Here is a 17,027-nt window from a genome sequence, read left to right on the forward strand (position 1 = left end):
ACTACCTTCCTCCTTTCATTTACGTATCTAAATTATTTATAGCATCTACTACTTCCGCATAATGGTGAGGCTGTTCGAAATCAAAGTATTTATTTACTTCTAGGTGAACAAGATACATCAGCTTTTCTTTCGTAGCCTGTGACATGATTGAGTCAACATTTGACTGATCTAACGTTTTGATGACTTCATCCATCTCTGCCACTCTTCTTTCTGCGTGTATAGCAGTTCTAGTCAGTAGGTTATTTGCTGTAATTTTTAAAGGCTTTGAAGTTATGGATTCGTTTATTGATTCCATAATTAATTCATCCACATTATATTTGTTACTAATCGATAGTGTTTCCAACAATAAAGCTGTAAACCCTTTCATAAATGTACTACGTGCCATCTTGATTGCTGAAGCACTTCCAGGCTGATCATTTATTACCGTTACATTCATACCTATTTTTTTGCTTAATTGGATAAATCCCGATGCACCTTTCCCACTTACCAAAATAGGAACCTTATGTTTAAAGTTCGGAATAGATTCTACAACAGCAGCATCAACAAACTGACATTGATCTTGAATAATGTCGGCAATTTCTTCTTTTACCATTGGCGAAGTCGCATTCATGTCAACGTAAATCTGTTTATCTGTTAAAAACGGTACAGCTTCTTTGGCAATTGATTTCGCAAATTTAGCACTTGTTGCACAAATGACAACGTCCGTATGTTTAATGAGATCTTCTAATGTAGTTGCAAGATCTACCTTAAGTTCTTCTACTCTTTTTTTAATAATTGATCCAAAAGAAGGATGGTCTACATTTACATCAAACGCATAAATCTGTTCTACCCCGTCCTCTAGTAGACCACTAGATATATGATAGGCCGCCTCTCCGAAACCAATAAATCCAACTTTCATTCAATTTTCCTCCTTTTGAGTACAATACCCCTTCTTCTAAAAAGAAATAAAGGGGTATTGTTTTGACCAGTTCTTGTTCTTTACTCCATTACACCTTTTTCTTTATAAAACTTTTCAGCACCCGGGTGAAGCGGAATCGGAGCTAATACTGCATTCTCTAAAGAGAAATCCGCCCCGACACTGTGCACTTCCTTAAACTCATCAAGGTTCTCTACTAGTGTACTTACTAGTTCATAAGCTATCTCATCTGGTAAATCTTCATGAACCATTAAAGATGTCCAAAGTTGAAGCGTTTCCACATCGTAATCGACTCCATTATAAGTTCCAGCAGGAATTGTGAGTCGATCATAATAAGGGTATTGTTCAATGATACTTTCTCTCATCTCGTCATCTAACGAGAGTAGTCTAATTTCTGAACTAGAAGATAGATCAATTACTCCAGCTGTTGGAATTCCAGCAACAAAAAATGTAGCGTCCAGATCGCCGTCTCTTAACATTCTTCCACCTTCAGCAAAATCTAAGTAATAAGGTCTTATATCTTCTTCGGGGTCAATCCCATGTTCTTTTAAAATAATAATGGACATATCTGTAATTGTAGAGCCTGGAGGCCCTAAATTAATTCTTTTTCCTCTTAAATCTTCAAAGCTCACAATATCTGATGATTCACGAACAACCATTTGTCCGCCACTTAAATAAAGGTTCATTAAAGACATCGTTCCTTGTTTCTCACCTGCAAATGGACCCTCACCATTATATCCAAAATGTAAGGCATCCCAGTTTCCAAATCCAACTTGAACGGTACCAGCTTTAAGTAGACGTACATTTTCCGTTGCTCCATTTGTACCCTGTGAAACCGCTGTCAATTTTTCAGAGTGATTATTGATTATTTGGGACATTCCAGCACCTACTGCATAGAACGTACCTGAGGATCCAGCTGTTCCAATAACAACCGTAGATCCCCCACTATTTCCACCGCTCCCTTCTTCTGAACCACACGCTGCAAGTAAAGTTAAAACAATGGCTGATACTACTAGAGCACTCAAACGTTTTAAAACTCGCATATAAACTCCCCCTAAAAATTGCTACTTTACTTGTTCTTGATAAGAATCATAGTAAACTACATTTTCTTTTTCTAACATCTCTCTTAATCCGTAAAAATCTAAGCTTAATTCACCGTTATTTATCTTCTCTTTTGTCATTTCTTCTTTTTGCATTCTTTTTTTAGACAATTCTAAAGTAGTTTCTAAATCTTTCTTTTTAACATTAACAACCCCATCATCATCTGCAAGAATAAGGTCTCCTGGCTCAATTAAACAGCCTCCACAAATAGCTGCCGCATTCACAGCTCCTCCTCTGTTTTTTGTAGTTCCTTCAGACGAAATAGCTTTTGACCACACTGGAAAACCTAATTCTCTAATTCTTGCAACATCCCTTATACCAGAATCAATAATAAGTCCTTTCACTCCTCGTTTTTGTAACGCCATTACGATTAGCTCACCTATCATTCCTGAAGTGCTTTCTCCAATCGTTGTTACAACCAGTATGTCCCCAGGTTGACACACTTCAATCGCTGCGTGAATCATTAGATTATCTCCAGCATAGCATACTGCCGTTACAGCAGGTCCACAAATAAACGAATTATTCTGGACTGGTTGAATTTCATGATTAATTAACCCCTTTTTCCCTTGAGCTTCATATACAGTAGAAACATCCAGACGTTTGTATTCCTCAACTATATTCTTTTCTGGTCTTTTAATATTTTTGATTACGAACTTTTCCATTATTTAAACTCACCTCCAACATACGGGAAGAACCTCGTGAAGGCTTCTGCATAACGATATTCTTTATTACCAGAACATCTTCTTGCATGATTTCCTCTAAGTTTCGCTTTTGAAGCATAATAATCAATTAAATGTGGTTGTGCCTCAAAACAATTCATTGCGGCAGCTTTTTGCTCGTATGTCTCAGTAATATCAACAATGACCTCTGGTTTGAAATCACTAATCTCTGATTGATGTGGTTCAAATCCAAACAATCGAGCTTGCTTAGCCGCTGGATACCCCTCTATTCTAACTCCATTAGAGGTTGATAGAACACTAGCATCAAATACGTATTTCGAAACTGCTTCGTGATCAGGGTTAAATGCATCCCTAGGACCATGTGTCAAAATATCTGTAGGTCTAACTTCTCTTATTTTCTTAACAAGTCTTTCCACTCGTTCAGCGTTTATTTCCATATGATAGTCTTGAAAATCCCAGATTTCAATATCCTTTACCCCTAAGTGATTCGCGGCCTTTTCAATTTCACCATGTCTAACTTCTTTCACATTTTCTAGCGTTTGCCCCTCGATATTCCACAGATCATTCGACTCACCTCTTGCGCCATAACTTAAAATGACAAGCGAAACATTTGCATGTTTTGCATATTTAGCGATTACTCCGCCGCCTCTCCAAACAAAATCTGCTGCGTGAGCGCTTACAACTAATAGATTGCTATTTTTATCAACCATTTAAATTCCCCTCTCTTTTTTATCCTTCTACTAAGAACGTTGTATTCTTAACAGTCATTTGTCTAATTTCATCTTCACTAAAACCATTTTCAAGTAAATTATTTACAAACATTTGTAACCCTTCATCTGGGTATAAAGCTGTAGGTTGACCTAAATCAGTAGAAAGAATGCATTTTTCTGCACCTACAAACCTAATTTCTTCGTACACTTCTTCCCACGTAGTCTTTCCTGAGTGAGGTGTTGTAAAGCAAAATTCCATATACGCACCTAAACTAGCAAGCTCTTTTTGTTCTTCTTTTGTATATCTTGTTGATGGAAAGTTAGGATGAGTTAGGATGATCTTCTTGATTCCCATATCACTAGCTGCCTTTACTAATACGAACGTTTCCTCTTTTCCTAAATGCCCAGTTGCTAGAATGATATTGTGGTTTTTAATAATATCTAAGACATCATAAGCTTCTTTTATTAATTGATCTCCTTCTAAAATAGAAATACTCGATTGCACTTTCCCTTGGTCCATTAGTTCTTTTTGTAATTTAGCCCAAAACGGCAATTTTTTATGATTTCCTTTTTTAAAGTAATCTTGCTCGTTTGTTGAATCAACGGTAGGCATCCATACTATTTTTGCACCATCACGTGCTGCAAGTTCCACAGCGAGAGGATTAATTCCTCCAACAGAATTATTCAACGCAATTGCACCAATTGGATGAAAATCAGGATATAACTTATTAACTAGCCTAGCCCTTTCAGCAGTACAAAAGTAATGGGATTTGATTCCATAACCTTTCATTCCAATTTTGCTAAGCCTCTCTGCCATTTCAAAGTCATCTAGCTTTCTATTAGCTACATCCGGTCCACTATGGACGTGAAGATCATAGGCCCCTTTTAGTAAATCAATTCCCATAAAAACATCCCCTACTTTCCTCTTTTTTGAAGTTCACTAACAATGATCAATATTGTTGAACAATCTTGATTAACTTTATTGTATTTTAATAAGAATATTTTGTCAATTAAAAATCGGGTTTTTTACAAAATTGTTCAACAATGATGTTTTTTATCTATTTTTAAACGTTCCTCATCTATGTAAACGCTCTTACATGGTGTAGTTAAAAAAGGTGAGGTTTTTCCCTCACCTTGTAATTTCATATTAGATACGTGAAATTATTTTTAACTGTTTCTCGAACATTGGCTATATGAATTCTTATATATTTTTCTGCTGCAACTTCATCTTGTTCTTTAAAAGCCTTAAAGATATTTTGATGTTCCTCGTAAGAACTAGTATTTCTACCTGGTACTAATATCGTTCTAAAGTGATATCTCAGCAACTGATTCTTGATAACACTTATCATTTCCACAGCTTGAATATTTTTAGATGCTTGATAAATGATATTATGAAACTCCTTATTTAAACTAGAGTAAGCATCAAAGCGATTATTTTTTAAATGATCCCCCATCATAACCAAGATCTCTTCCATCTTATCAAGCTCTGACTCATTTATATTCTTAACTGCCGTTCTAGCCACTACCCCTTCAAGAACCTCTCTAATCTCAAGGTAATTCATAACTTCTTCTAACGTAAATGACTTGATAAAAGCACCTTTATTACTTTCTATATTTACAAGGTTTTCTTGTTCCAATTTCAAAAGAGCCTTTTTAACTGTATTTCTACTTACCCCTATAATCTCAGAAAGTTCTGTTTCCGTTATTTTTTGAGACGGCATATATGTCCCATCTAATATTTTATCCTTTATAAAACGATATGCGTTCTCCATTGGTCTGCTCATGACTACAACTCCATTACTAATATTTTTTAGTTGTATCTAGCTCAATACTAAAACAATATTGTTGAACAATCAAGTAGACCTTTTAGCTTTTCATATGACCAAACACATCGACTTTTGCTCAACCTCCTAGGAACTCGACGAAACTTATTACAAAATTAAACAAATCTTCCAATTTAATTATGAAAACAAAATAGATAGTTCATTTGTAACACTATAAGTTTGCCCCTGTTATTTTAACGGAGGTAGGCACTCTGAAAATTAAAAAGGGCTCTATAAAAAAGAGTCCTTTAAAACTTACTCTTCAATTAATGCTGCCCCATTTGTTTCACTCACCAGTTTGTGAAAAAGAGAAGTGTCGGCTTCTTGTATGATTGCTTTCCTTTGTTGAAAAGAGATAATTAATACTCTTACTCAACTAAATGTTTTCTCGTTTTTGCCTTCCAAAACTTTGCAACTTTTTTTAAGGTAAATAGCACCAACTATCAAAACAAAAAAACCTATCATTTTCAGCATTATGTTTTGAATGATTTCATTATTTATTGTAATACTTAATTTAGAAGCCCCTATGACTATAATAGCAATCCCAATTACAGTATGGATTTATTTCATTTAGTTCCTACTCTCTCCATTCATGATTATTAATCTGCTCCGGTAGGACAATAAAAAGAGCGTTGTCCTTGTTGCAGCAACGCCCTCGTTAGTGAAGATTAAATTAATTCCTAAGCTATAACCCTAATAACTTCGGGGAGTGACGGCACCCTACAGAATCGTTAAGGTTATACCCAAAGTACCTGCCTTGCTTGATTAGTTTTAGACGTACCAAAGGAGCCGGAAAGAATATCTTAGCCACTTCCCCATGACCAGCAGTCACCAAAACAAATTCATTATTTTCAGATCCATCAATAATCCCCTGTTGCAATGACGTATACACTTCTCCACTGCCATCGGTACAGGTGCACCGCCTAATAATTGGATCATCCTAATTTGCAGTTTCTCTCTCCATCCCTTTGATTTTTTTCCCTTTAATATCTTCAGGTGTTTAGATAAGTTCAATAAGTTAAAAGTGGACGATGATATTAAGTTATGGGTAAAAGTAAGAAAAGTAAAGAGTTTGCAGAAAAAAATTGTTGTTATTAGTAATCGATATTTACGAACGAGAGCTAGAGCGGAACTAAAAGTTACCAGTTGCAAACCCTAATGTTTATTGCTTTAACGAACTTCTCCAACACTCAAGACTATAGACAACACCGGATCGCAATAAGGCTCTCCCGCCACTATAAACAAAGACACCCAGTTACGATTCTTTGAATCGTAACTAGGTGTCTTGTTTCATTCTTATTGTTATTCAAGTGTACCGACGATTGGTAAGTTTTCCAATACAGAAGTGCCGTGTGGAGATGCTGAAATTTTTTCTGTGTTGTCAGCACCAGCCATTACTCCACCAAAGTGTTCTCCACCTTCCCAAGCTCCAATATCTGAAACATCGTAAACGACTCCGTCAACCGCTACATAAGCAGGGTTTCCATCTTGCCCATTATACTCACTAAGTTCTTCCACTGTGAATACTTGACCTTCTTCAACTGCTGAAGCGTCTGTTTCTTCTGTAGTATTTTCCTCTGTACTTTCTTCCAATGTCGACGTATCTGGTTCTGCAGTTGTTGTGTCCCCACCACAAGCTGCTAAAACAAAAGCCGTAATTGACAATACTAATAACCCTTTAAATTTTTTCATCCTCTTGCCCCCTCAATTGTTAAAGCTATTTTATATATAGTTATATGTTAAATGTTATCTCCCCTCACTAAAAGGGATTTTGGTACAATTAACGAAGTGTTCATTTTTTATTAAAAATGTGGTCACTTTTTTGTCAAATAGACTAATGGACTTCTGTCAAGAAAGTGGACACTTTTAAGAGAGAAGTCCAGTATCCCTCTCCTGTGCAACAATAAGATCATTTTAAGATCTACCTCTTGCTAAACTAAAGAAAACGTTCCTGCCTACGACAGAAACGCTTCCGTTACAAATTCATTCTTCTACTTCATATTTTAATAGTTCCGAGATTGTTACAAATGTATACCCTTCCTCTTTTAACGAAGTAATAATACCTTCTACTGAATCGAGTGACTCTCTTCTACTTTCATACATAACATGCAATAAAATAATGGAACCAGGTTCTATCTTTTCTACGACATGGTTTACAATTTCATTTGCATCTGCAGCAATTTCGGGATAAGAATCAGGCTCTATATTCATGTAAATCGTCTTCCTATCTTGCTTGGATAGATAATATGGTAAAAACACTAGCCTTTTTCCGAAAGGTGGGCGGAAAGTGATTTCTCCCTCATAACCGATTTGTCGTATTAACTCATCTGTTTTATCTACTTCTTCTTTAATAAAAGATGGAGATTTAAAAACCATTCTTTGATGGGAATAGGAGTGATTGCCAATTTCATGTCCTTCTTGCACAATTTTTTTCGCATCGTCAACATATTTTTCAATTTCATATCCTGTTAAGTAGAACGTACCTTTCACATCATGTTTTTTTAATATATCTAATATTTCATGTGTATGTACCCCAGGACCATCGTCAAAGGTTAAGGATACTACTTTTTCGTTTGTTTCGACACTAGTAACTAAACCACCAAAGAATTGGAACTCTCTTGATTGAGATAATTCATTTACTAAATAACTTACAACGATCAATAATATGATTGCAATGCTACTTCTTTTTATTATTTTTTTCATATGTCCCCCATATTTAAACTATATTCTCCCCTCAGTACACGTGAGGTTACCAAGTGGTTATCCATAAAGAGAATGGAAAGCACCTGGAAACTTACTTTCAAGTGCTTTTCTGCTATTTTCACGTAAGCAATAGTCTTCTTTAATTATTTTTCAAATAGTAGATGGCTAGTTGTGTTCGATCGCGGAGTTGGACTTTTTCTAAAATGATCGACAAGGTATTGCGTACTGTCCCTTCGCTTATATAGAGCTGCTCTGCTATTTCTTTATTGGAAAGGCCTTGGGCTACTAGTGCAGCAATGTCTTGTTCTCGCGGGGTCAGTTGCTCTAGTTCTTCCCTTCCTACAGGCTGGGTCAGTTGTTTTAGTACATCTGCATCTAATACAGTAGAGCCGGACACTAGTGCTCTTATTTTCTGAGACATACTTTTTACCTCTGTAGACTTTACTAAATATCCAGCAGCTCCTGCTAGAATGGCAAGGCGAATATTTTTTTCATCCTTAAAGGTCGTTAACATCATCACATGAACATCGGGCCATTCTGATTTAATTTGTCTTGTTGCTTGAATACCATCCATGACTGGCATTTGGATATCCATTAAAACCATGTTCGGTAACTCCTTCCGGCAAGCATTTATCGCTTCAGCACCATTGAGAGCCGTGCCGATGACTTCCATGTCTTTTTCTCGGGAGAGGAGCACTTTCAAACTTTTACAAACTAAATCATCATCATCAACGATCAAAATTTTCATAAAGGAAAACCTCCGTTATCCTGTTTATTCTATAGGAAGGACACAGATTAAAAGGAAACCATCGCTCGTATCCAAGGAGATACTTCCCCCCACTGCCTTTGCCCGGTGACGAAGATTTCTTAAACCGACCCCCGTTCCTCGATCCCCTTTATCCTTTGTGACCCCATCGTTAGAAACAGATAATCTCAAAATATGAGGGCTAATGTCTAAAGAAATTTCTACCAATGTTGGCTGGGCGTGGCGAATAACATTCGTTAACGCTTCTTTCAACGTAGGATAAAGAATACCCCATAAATGGACAGGAACTCTTCCTGTATCCCCGTATACGTTAAGTTTCACAGGACATAGGGTGAATTGGTCACTGATTTCATGCATTCCCTCTATCCCTAGCTCCTTAACAGGTTTAATGTTATGAACCGTTTCTCTCAAGTAGACAGCACTTTTGGATAGACGCTGCTGTGCTTGGGCAAACATTTCTTTTGCATCTGGATCATTTTCTTTCCATAGCTCTTCAAAGGCTTGTAAGGCAAGAACAGATGCTGTGAGCTCATGCCCAACATCATCATGGAGTTGTTGTGCGATTCGGTTTCGTTCTGTCAACTCTGCCATACGTGTCCCTTGCGCATTAGCGATAAGAAGCTCTTCTTTTAGATTTTCCAATTCGTAATGATCGCGCCTTTGTCGATCGGATTCCCTTTGATATCTATTCGTGTCCTGATCCCACCCGCCAAGGATTGCCCCAGACAGTCCTGCTTGGATGAAAGTGACAACTAACAGGATAGACGTTTCAGGATATAAAATAGTAAAAATGAACACTGGTAAAGCAAACCAAGGCTGCCTCTTAAGCAAGGTTTCAAACAGAGGAAATGCCAATGCAAAGGCCGCAAACGGAAAATAAATAACAAAAATCAAGCAGACTGTCTGATCTATAAGAACGGTCCATCCTGGCAGTGGCAGCCGCCAACGAGCCAATGCCAGGATCGCAAGAAATAGCAGAAGGATTACTCCTCCTTTGTTGCCGTCAACTTGCAGCCACAACAAACTAAGGAAAAGTAATCCGAATATACGACATATCGTAATTGCCAATTCTGGTGTCCATTTTTCCCAATTGATACTCATCTAAACACGTCCTTACACTCATACCTCTATCTTACCAAAATAACTAGAGGAGTTATCCAATTTTTCCCCTAATTCATTCAGCTACATAAGTCTTCTCCTGCTGCCTAACAATAGGAATGCGATACAAAAAAGGAACATGACTACCAACGGGACAACGAGTTCCTCTGATGGTGCCCCGTATGATAGGAGGAGCGTTGCCTCTGCTACCCAATAGGTTGGCAACAGCATCACTGCTCGCTGCAGCGACTCAGGCATTATTTCCACAGGCCACAAGACTCCACCTAGCATTGCCATAAGGATGATAATGCCTCCTAATATACTAAAGGCGGCCTCCTTGTTTCGGAATATCGCATACCATGCTAAAGAAAATCCCAAAGCAGTAATAGAGTAAACGGTATAAATAATAAAAAGTAAGCTTGGAGATGGTACACTTTCTCCATGAACCATCACCCCTAACATGACAAACACGAGATTGACAGCAGTTAAAATGCCGGTATAAGCCAATAAGTTTTGCAACAAGTACTGAAAATGGGTGATTGGTGCTACACTGAGTCGTAAAAGTGTCTTGTTGGCCCGGTCCTCCATGATGATTGCCGCAAGACGTGAAGCAATGAACATGATGATGATGCCATAATAGTGAAATCCAAGCGGTATGGGAGGCCATTCTCCCACCGGAAGAAAGATAGCTCCGATGGGAAGAACGAGTAAAAAGATACTATTGGATTTTTTACGAAAAAAACGTTTGAAAACAAATTGAAATACGGTCATGAAAGTTTCCGCCTTCCGAAATAAGCTCCCGAGATTGCCAAAACGATAGCCGATACTAGTAAAATGATGAAACTGATAATGGCTTTGTCGATATTCTCACCTGTGATTGTAGCTAAAATCATATTTTGACCAAGGGCAAATGGATTACTGTACATAGATAGAAACTGGAAAAAGGGCCCTTCCGGGAGAGGAAACCACATTTCAGAGACCATAAGGCAGGCCAGTCCAAATCCCGTACCTAAACGCTCTGCTGTTTTATAATGATTCACTCCTAATACGAAGTTAATAAACACAAATTGCACCACCGTTGCGACGGTTAGTAAAATGATGAAAACGAAGACTAAGTTCCCCCAGTTAACGTCATAAACAAATAGTGTGTAAAGGACGATGAGAAAGCTCTGCAATACATTAAAAAGCGTACAGGAAATTAAAATAGAATAGGCATGTTTATGGGACGGATAAGGTAAGGAATACATTCTCCACTTCATAGAAGAAAGGAGATCTTCCTTCACATATTCCATCGTGAAAAATCCGCCGAACAAAAGGAAACTAAGCATCATCGACACCGCTACTTGATCTTTCATAGGTATGCCCAATGTATCATCTACGGCATTGTCGGCTATCAGTCCTAGTACTGTGATTAGAGCGATAGGTAGCAGTAACAAAATCGACATGCCAATATAATTACGAAACAGCCTGCGAAACATATAATAACTTGAGCGTATGACCATCGTTTATTCCTCCTCCCTATCGCGGAGGCGTTTTCCTGTTAAGGTTAAAAATACATCCTCCAAGGTTGGTTTTTCTGCGGATACAGACAGAATCCCACCAAAGTCCTTGGCGATCGAAAGGGCACGATCGAGATTACCTGCGCCAACTTGAGAAATAATGTGTATTTCCTTCCCATGCAGAGATACTTGTTTAACCCCTTCTAGCTTCCGTAGCTTTTCTAAGAGCATGTCTGATGGCTCCGCTACTTCCAGTTTTATTTTTTCTTCATGCTGAATTTTACGTACTAACTCAGGGATAGTTCCATCCGCAATGACATGTCCTTGATCCATAATCACCACGCGCGTTGCAAGGTTTTGAACTTCTTCCATATAGTGAGTCGTGTACAGAATGGTGGTGCCTTGCTCGTTTAATTTGCGAATCGCTTCTAAAATATGATTACGGGATTGAGGGTCAATCCCCACTGTTGGCTCATCCATAATCAAAAATTTTGGTTCGTGCACAAGGGCACAGGCGATATTAAGCCTTCTTTGCATCCCACCGGAAAATTTCGTAGGAAGCTTACTCGCATGCTCTGTGAGCCCAACAAACGCTAACGTTTCATCTATTCGCTCTTTTAACGTTTCCCCCTTAAGACCATAAATGCCCCCAAAGAACTCTAAGTTTTCTCGTGCACTTAAGTCGGTAAACAAAGTAATTTCCTGTGTGACGAGTCCGATTTGCCGTTTAATATCCATTAAGTTCGTTTGCTGCTCTTTACCAAATACATTTATTTCTCCAGAATCGAAGCCAACTATTCCAGCTAAAGCATGGATCAACGTTGTTTTACCTGCCCCATTCGGTCCTAAAAGACCGAGGATTTCTCCTTCTCCTATATCTAAATCGACATGATCTAAAGCTACATGTGAGCCGTAACGCTTCACTATATTTTTCATATGCACAATTGCCATGTTTTCTCCTCCTTGCGATCCTCGATAGTATTATCATAAATGGGGGATGTATCAATCGAGTAGTTACAAATGTAACGTTTAGAAAGGGGTCAGCCCCCTGGTGATGATTCTTGCGCTTTACCTTCTGAAAAAACGATAAAAAGAGCATGTATAGGAATATACATACTCTTCGTCTCCTTATCGCTTCTATCTTTTACCACTCAATACGATTATCATAAATGGTATTTGTCATTCCTCTTAGTTCAAATATTTTATCAAGTACATTAACGGCTGCCTTTTTTACAGGTTCAATCAGTGGTTTGCGGTCATTCTCAAAATAATAAAAGGCATCTCGATATCCATGTTCCTTTAACATTTTTGCTAAATACATCCCATCTTCTAAAGCCCATGATGCCCCAATTCCTAGCATCGGGTTGGTGGCATGAAGAGCATCACCAACAAAAGTGACTCGCCCATGATACCAATGAGGCAGTTCTTCCAGAATTGGAAAAACTGATGGTAAAAGAAGAGAGAGCTACTGAAAAGTTACACTTGTGGGCACGGTTATGTAGTTTAGAAGCTCACAACCCGTTACTCAAATCATTAGCAGAGTATATGATAACAACAAAGAAAGAAAAATCTTTTGTCGTAGAACTGTTCAAACCTGAATTGGATGTCATTTCGGAGATCATTCAAGAGGGTATTCATAATGGAGAATTTAATCCGGATTTACATGCTGAAGAGATAAGTAACATTCTACTAGCACTCATTTCCGGGTTATACGACACAGCATTATTAGCGTTCAACACCGAAGAAGCTAAAGAGGCTCTTTATAAAACGGCTATAGACACGGTTATCAACGGAATTGGAATGAAGTGATACATTGTTTTTTGCTGTTCACCGGTTTCGTCTTTCATCGGCTTTATGAAAGACATTTCCCCTGCATTTCTCACCGGTTTGTCTTTCATCGGCTTTATGAAGGACATTTTTCCTGCATTTCTCGCCGGTTTTTTCTTTCATTATTTTATAGAATTGCATTTAGCTTATTCAACGCTTCTGGTCGTTAGCTTTAGTGAATTCTTTCACTCCCCGTAATTAATAAATAAAAAACTCAGAAACGTTGATCAACATCTCTGAGTAATTAATTCTTTATTAACTTAACCTACTTTAATGGAACTGGCGGGCTGTTCTCTACGACATACACAAACAATTAAAAGTAGTTTCGAATAGATGTCAATACTCTCTCTAGATCATGATCATGTAACTTTCCGATTTTAAATAGTAACTCTTTAAAATGCACGGTGTTTAATTTTGAACATCTAACAATAGACGGTTTTTCCAATCCTGCTTTTCCCAGTATTCAATCACAACATCAAATTCATTTCTTACATGTTGACTTGTAACAGTCGCTATTAAATGATCTAATTCTACTATTACGTTATCATTGCTTACAATTACGACTGGTCTTCTCTTTCCATTTATCTCAACCGTCCAAACCTCACCACGTTTTCCTGTTTTATTCATCTTCTTTTCCCCAAAACATTTCTTCTTTCTCTTTAATAATTTGTTCTTTTGGCGGTCTGCTATCAAAATAAGTATCAAACAACTTATTAAGTAATTTGATTCGTTCTCCGTTATCCATTTCTTCAATCGCTTCCATAATCTCATCAGCAGTCATCATGAACCACCTCATCTAATATTAAATTTACTTAATTCAATTATACAATAGAAATAAATTTCAATAAAACTACAGCGAGGGCCCCATACTCTACTCTAATTTCACCCTCTCACTCTCACTCCTCCTCAACAAAACCAAACGATTTTGAGCTACTCTCCCCATATTCTTAACAACCTTCCCCTTCGAACACGACTTGGCTCGCTTTTCGATTCGTCATTTTCACAAAAAAAAGGAACAAGAACCTTCGTTAATCAGCCCTCATTCCTTTTAACTTAGTAGTTATGATTATAGTAATCTGGGAACTGACCCGAACCTTGTCCGAACGCGTATCCATGCTGCGTGTGATAATCATGAACATTCTTCTTTTGAGCAGGCTTTGGCTCAGCTAATGCTTCATATTGAGGTTGCTCATATCCGTGCTGCCATTGTTGCTGCTCCTGTCCATAGTGATACCCCGGATAATGTCCAACATATCCATTCCCATAATAACCTGGATAAAAGGCAGGGTGGTGCCAATTTTGACCATACCCGTACCCCGCCGGTGCTACTGGAGCAAATCTGTGACTTGCATGTACAAACATATCATCACCTTTTCCTAAGATCTTCTATATCCTATTGAACAAGGACGGGATAAGAGCTTATCCTATTGGTAAATTAGGCATATGACAGCGAGCTACTGGAAACTATAACCGATTCTACAACAATCTCAGAAACTTTAAAATACAGCTTGTAAACAGTGTAAAACTCTACAAGAAGAATGTAGATGTCGTGGATTCACTATACTTTTTTCTAGGATCGAATAAGATATAGAGACAATACCACCTCTTCTATTCTTGGAGAGGTGTTTATATAGATCAATTGAGGGTATATAAAAAACAGATGACGAGCGCTCCTAATCAATTTAACAAAGGTGTGATTGATATGGATCATAATACAAACGAAACGAGACATTCAAATAATAAAAAGCCTTGGTACAATCAAGGCTGGATGTGGCTGATTGTTGCTGCCATTGGGATTGGCGTTCTCTTTTTCGCTCTTTCTGGCTTAACAGATGAAGTTTCTAATATGAACGAGTCCATCCAAAGTCAAACAGAGGCCATCGAAGAACAAACACAAGTAACAGAATCAATTAAAGAAAGCATGAACAACCTCATTGCAACTATTCAAGATGCTGTAAATAAAATAACAGGAGCAACTAGTTAACTTTTTACCAAATTGATCGGAAGACAGGAGGGGCATCAGATGCTCGCTCCTGTTTTTTTTGCGAGTCGCCGTGATATTGTCCGAAAAGGCTGATGCTCTCTCCAAACTGTTTAACTTCCTAAAAAGTAAGAGGCTGTCTCAAAGGTTAGTACTTTCACCTTTGAGACAGCCTCGAAACAATGAGCTAAGTCGGCACAATATTGACTAGAAATTCCTTTTCACTTCCAAATATCCTCTGCGATCTGAACCACATGACGGACCTTTTCCCATTGTTGCTCTTCAGTTAAGAGGTTGCCCTCTTCCGTTGAAGCAAAGCCACATTGCGGGCTTAAACAGATTTGATCTAAACCAACATATTCAGCTGCTTCCTTAATTCGTGCTTTTACACTTTCAGGGTTTTCTAGTTCACCAAATTTAGATGTGATGAGACCAAGTACAAGCTGAAGGTCATCACGTTTCACATAACGTAACGGTTCAAACCCGCCTGAACGCCCATCATCAAACTCTAAGAACAGCCCATCCACATTCAAACCTCCAAAAATGGTTTCAGCGACATTATCATAACCACCACTGGCTACATAGGTTGATTTAAAGTTCCCACGGCAAATATGCATCGTAATCACCATATCATCTGGCTTTTTAGCGATTGATTCATTAATCGCCCGCGCAAATAATGTAGCAAGTGTTTCAGGCTTTTGTCCCTTAGCAGCAATTAGTTTTTGTCCCTCTTCAGAAAAGAAGACAGACCATGATGTGTCGTCTAATTGAAGGTAACGGCACCCTGCATCATAAAAGGCTTGAATTGCTTTTTGATAGGTTACAATTAGATCGTCAAATAATTCAGCATCATTTTTGTAAGCAGATTCTTCAATTTGTCCTCTGAAAAATAACATGTTCGGACTTGGAATCGTATATTTCGCTACATGTTCACCAGCAATATTATGTAAGAATTTATAGTCTTCAATCATCGGATGATTTGTGAAGTCCACTTTTCCAGAAACCTTAATACCATGGGCCTTTGTTTGAACTCCTTTAAACTGAATACCAGACTCTGTTTCGAATAGTTCGACACCTTCTAGTTCAGCAAGAAAATCAAAGTGCCACCATGCACGTCTTAGCTCCCCGTCTGTGACTGCCTGTAATCCAATCTCCTTTTGCTTCTCAACTAAGCGAATAATTTCCTCATCTTCAATTGCTCGTAGTTGCTCAGCTGTTATTTCATTTCTTTGTTTTTTTAATCGCGCCTCTTTTAAACGTTCAGGTCTTAAAAAACTTCCTACATGGTCAGCACGAAATGGCGCTTTTGTTTTTACGGTCATCTCTACATCTCCCTTTTCTGTAGCTATTTTTTATTTGTGTCTGTATCATAGCACGGGAGCTAAAACATAGCGTAACTACTAAAATTAATAGTCTGTTATAACAAAAAACTATATAGAAGAGGCTTGATAATTTGCCGAGTTCTCCTCACTAGCGTTGCAACCTATGCATGAATCTTTGGCTCTTTGGGAATAAAGATAAGTATGTATATTTTTATTCAGTTTGTTTTTTTGACAGAAAAGGGGCGATAGCATGGCTAAAATTGAAGTAGGCGAAATTTTCACGATTAGTGACGAGAATGATCAAGAACAGGAAGTTGAAGTGCTAGCGGAGATTAATTTAGAAGGAACACAATACATTGCCGTTAGTTTTGTCGAGGACCTTCAAGAAGATGAAGGGGAAAACATCGATATCTTCTTTTTAAAGGTAGACGAAGATGGTGACTTTGCAGCTATTGAAAGCGACGAGGAATTCGATAAAGTTTCCGCAGCTCTTGATGAAATAATGAAAGAAGATTAATCCATACAGGAGGAAGAGCATGAGGACCTGTGCAAGAATCTTTTTCACCAATCCCGAACGCTTCCTATGTAACAAAAGGTGGAT

22 protein-coding genes are annotated in these 17,027 nt (G+C 38.0%); 3 read left to right on the forward strand and 19 right to left on the reverse strand.

Annotated elements, in window-relative coordinates; genetic code table 11:
* Positions 1–19: 19 nt before the first annotated feature.
* From N0O92_RS16605 to N0O92_RS23850, 15 genes are all read right to left on the reverse strand, one after another.
* Positions 20–898, reverse strand: a complete 879-nt coding sequence (locus N0O92_RS16605; RefSeq protein ID WP_315615781.1) for a DUF1932 domain-containing protein — start codon at positions 896–898, stop codon at positions 20–22.
* A gap of 80 nt (positions 899–978) precedes the next feature.
* On the reverse strand, positions 979–1,959 hold the full coding sequence (locus N0O92_RS16610; RefSeq protein WP_315615782.1) for a TAXI family TRAP transporter solute-binding subunit: 981 nt from the start codon (positions 1,957–1,959) through the stop codon (positions 979–981).
* A 21-nt stretch (positions 1,960–1,980) separates the two neighbouring features.
* Entirely contained in the window at positions 1,981–2,679 is a 699-nt protein-coding gene (locus N0O92_RS16615) for a 4-carboxy-4-hydroxy-2-oxoadipate aldolase/oxaloacetate decarboxylase (RefSeq protein ID WP_315615783.1), read from the reverse strand.
* On the reverse strand, positions 2,679–3,407 hold the full coding sequence (locus tag N0O92_RS16620; RefSeq protein WP_315615784.1) for a PIG-L deacetylase family protein: 729 nt from the start codon (positions 3,405–3,407) through the stop codon (positions 2,679–2,681). Before N0O92_RS16620 ends, N0O92_RS16615 begins: the two co-directional genes overlap by 1 nt.
* A gap of 19 nt (positions 3,408–3,426) precedes the next feature.
* On the reverse strand, positions 3,427–4,311 hold the full coding sequence (locus N0O92_RS16625; protein ID WP_315615785.1) for a DUF6282 family protein: 885 nt from the start codon (positions 4,309–4,311) through the stop codon (positions 3,427–3,429).
* A gap of 238 nt (positions 4,312–4,549) precedes the next feature.
* Positions 4,550–5,191, reverse strand: a complete 642-nt coding sequence (locus N0O92_RS16630) for a GntR family transcriptional regulator (protein WP_315615786.1) — start codon at positions 5,189–5,191, stop codon at positions 4,550–4,552.
* A 724-nt stretch (positions 5,192–5,915) separates the two neighbouring features.
* Positions 5,916–6,122: a hypothetical protein gene (locus N0O92_RS16635; protein WP_315615787.1), complete on the reverse strand. Its 207-nt coding sequence runs from the start codon at positions 6,120–6,122 to the stop codon at positions 5,916–5,918.
* A 410-nt stretch (positions 6,123–6,532) separates the two neighbouring features.
* On the reverse strand, positions 6,533–6,922 hold the full coding sequence (locus tag N0O92_RS16640) for a cytochrome b5 domain-containing protein (RefSeq protein ID WP_315615788.1): 390 nt from the start codon (positions 6,920–6,922) through the stop codon (positions 6,533–6,535).
* Positions 6,923–7,213: 291 nt separating this feature from the next.
* Positions 7,214–7,933 (reverse strand): polysaccharide deacetylase family protein, encoded by a 720-nt coding sequence (locus N0O92_RS16645; protein ID WP_315615790.1) that lies wholly within the window; start codon positions 7,931–7,933, stop codon positions 7,214–7,216.
* Positions 7,934–8,072: 139 nt separating this feature from the next.
* Positions 8,073–8,681, reverse strand: a complete 609-nt coding sequence (locus tag N0O92_RS16650) for a response regulator transcription factor (protein WP_315615791.1) — start codon at positions 8,679–8,681, stop codon at positions 8,073–8,075.
* Positions 8,682–8,705: 24 nt separating this feature from the next.
* Positions 8,706–9,800 (reverse strand): sensor histidine kinase, encoded by a 1,095-nt coding sequence (locus N0O92_RS16655; protein WP_315615792.1) that lies wholly within the window; start codon positions 9,798–9,800, stop codon positions 8,706–8,708.
* Positions 9,801–9,881: 81 nt separating this feature from the next.
* Positions 9,882–10,568 carry an ABC transporter permease gene (locus N0O92_RS16660; protein WP_315615793.1) on the reverse strand — a complete coding sequence of 229 codons (687 nt, stop codon included), beginning with the start codon at positions 10,566–10,568 and terminating at the stop codon, positions 9,882–9,884.
* Positions 10,565–11,299, reverse strand: a complete 735-nt coding sequence (locus tag N0O92_RS16665) for an ABC transporter permease (protein ID WP_315615794.1) — start codon at positions 11,297–11,299, stop codon at positions 10,565–10,567. Before N0O92_RS16665 ends, N0O92_RS16660 begins: the two co-directional genes overlap by 4 nt.
* Positions 11,300–11,302: 3 nt before the next feature.
* Positions 11,303–12,247 (reverse strand): ABC transporter ATP-binding protein, encoded by a 945-nt coding sequence (locus N0O92_RS16670; protein WP_315615795.1) that lies wholly within the window; start codon positions 12,245–12,247, stop codon positions 11,303–11,305.
* A 193-nt stretch (positions 12,248–12,440) separates the two neighbouring features.
* Positions 12,441–12,617: a hypothetical protein gene (locus tag N0O92_RS23850; protein WP_396334537.1), complete on the reverse strand. Its 177-nt coding sequence runs from the start codon at positions 12,615–12,617 to the stop codon at positions 12,441–12,443.
* Between the two features lie 125 nt (positions 12,618–12,742).
* Here N0O92_RS23850 and N0O92_RS16680 point away from each other — a divergent pair, with 125 nt between their 5' ends.
* Entirely contained in the window at positions 12,743–13,105 is a 363-nt protein-coding gene (locus N0O92_RS16680; RefSeq protein ID WP_315615796.1) for a TetR family transcriptional regulator C-terminal domain-containing protein, read from the forward strand.
* Positions 13,106–13,531: 426 nt separating this feature from the next.
* Here N0O92_RS16680 and N0O92_RS16685 read toward each other — a convergent pair whose 3' ends face one another.
* The 3 genes from N0O92_RS16685 to N0O92_RS16695 all read right to left on the reverse strand — a co-directional run bounded on the left by N0O92_RS16685 (position 13,532) and on the right by N0O92_RS16695 (position 14,485).
* Positions 13,532–13,750 carry a type II toxin-antitoxin system PemK/MazF family toxin gene (locus N0O92_RS16685; protein ID WP_315615797.1) on the reverse strand — a complete coding sequence of 73 codons (219 nt, stop codon included), beginning with the start codon at positions 13,748–13,750 and terminating at the stop codon, positions 13,532–13,534.
* Positions 13,743–13,904, reverse strand: a complete 162-nt coding sequence (locus tag N0O92_RS16690) for a hypothetical protein (protein ID WP_315615798.1) — start codon at positions 13,902–13,904, stop codon at positions 13,743–13,745. The genes N0O92_RS16685 and N0O92_RS16690 overlap by 8 nt, the downstream gene beginning before the upstream one ends.
* Before the next feature lie 272 nt (positions 13,905–14,176).
* A complete protein-coding gene (locus N0O92_RS16695; RefSeq protein ID WP_315615799.1) occupies positions 14,177–14,485 on the reverse strand; it encodes a hypothetical protein in 309 nt (102 codons plus the stop codon).
* A 340-nt stretch (positions 14,486–14,825) separates the two neighbouring features.
* Here N0O92_RS16695 and N0O92_RS16700 point away from each other — a divergent pair, with 340 nt between their 5' ends.
* On the forward strand, positions 14,826–15,107 hold the full coding sequence (locus tag N0O92_RS16700) for a hypothetical protein (RefSeq protein WP_315615800.1): 282 nt from the start codon (positions 14,826–14,828) through the stop codon (positions 15,105–15,107).
* A 218-nt stretch (positions 15,108–15,325) separates the two neighbouring features.
* On the opposite strand, the gene N0O92_RS16705 is transcribed toward N0O92_RS16700, so the two are convergent.
* A complete protein-coding gene (locus tag N0O92_RS16705; RefSeq protein ID WP_315615801.1) occupies positions 15,326–16,426 on the reverse strand; it encodes a 5-methyltetrahydropteroyltriglutamate--homocysteine S-methyltransferase in 1,101 nt (366 codons plus the stop codon).
* Between the two features lie 250 nt (positions 16,427–16,676).
* On the opposite strand from N0O92_RS16705, the gene N0O92_RS16710 reads away from it, so the two are divergent.
* Positions 16,677–16,943: a DUF1292 domain-containing protein gene (locus N0O92_RS16710; protein ID WP_315615802.1), complete on the forward strand. Its 267-nt coding sequence runs from the start codon at positions 16,677–16,679 to the stop codon at positions 16,941–16,943.
* Positions 16,944–17,027 lie beyond the last annotated feature (84 nt).

It is taken from the genome of Alkalihalobacillus sp. MEB130 (assembly GCF_032335535.1).
Classification (GTDB): domain Bacteria; phylum Bacillota; class Bacilli; order Bacillales; family Bacillaceae_D; genus Halalkalibacter.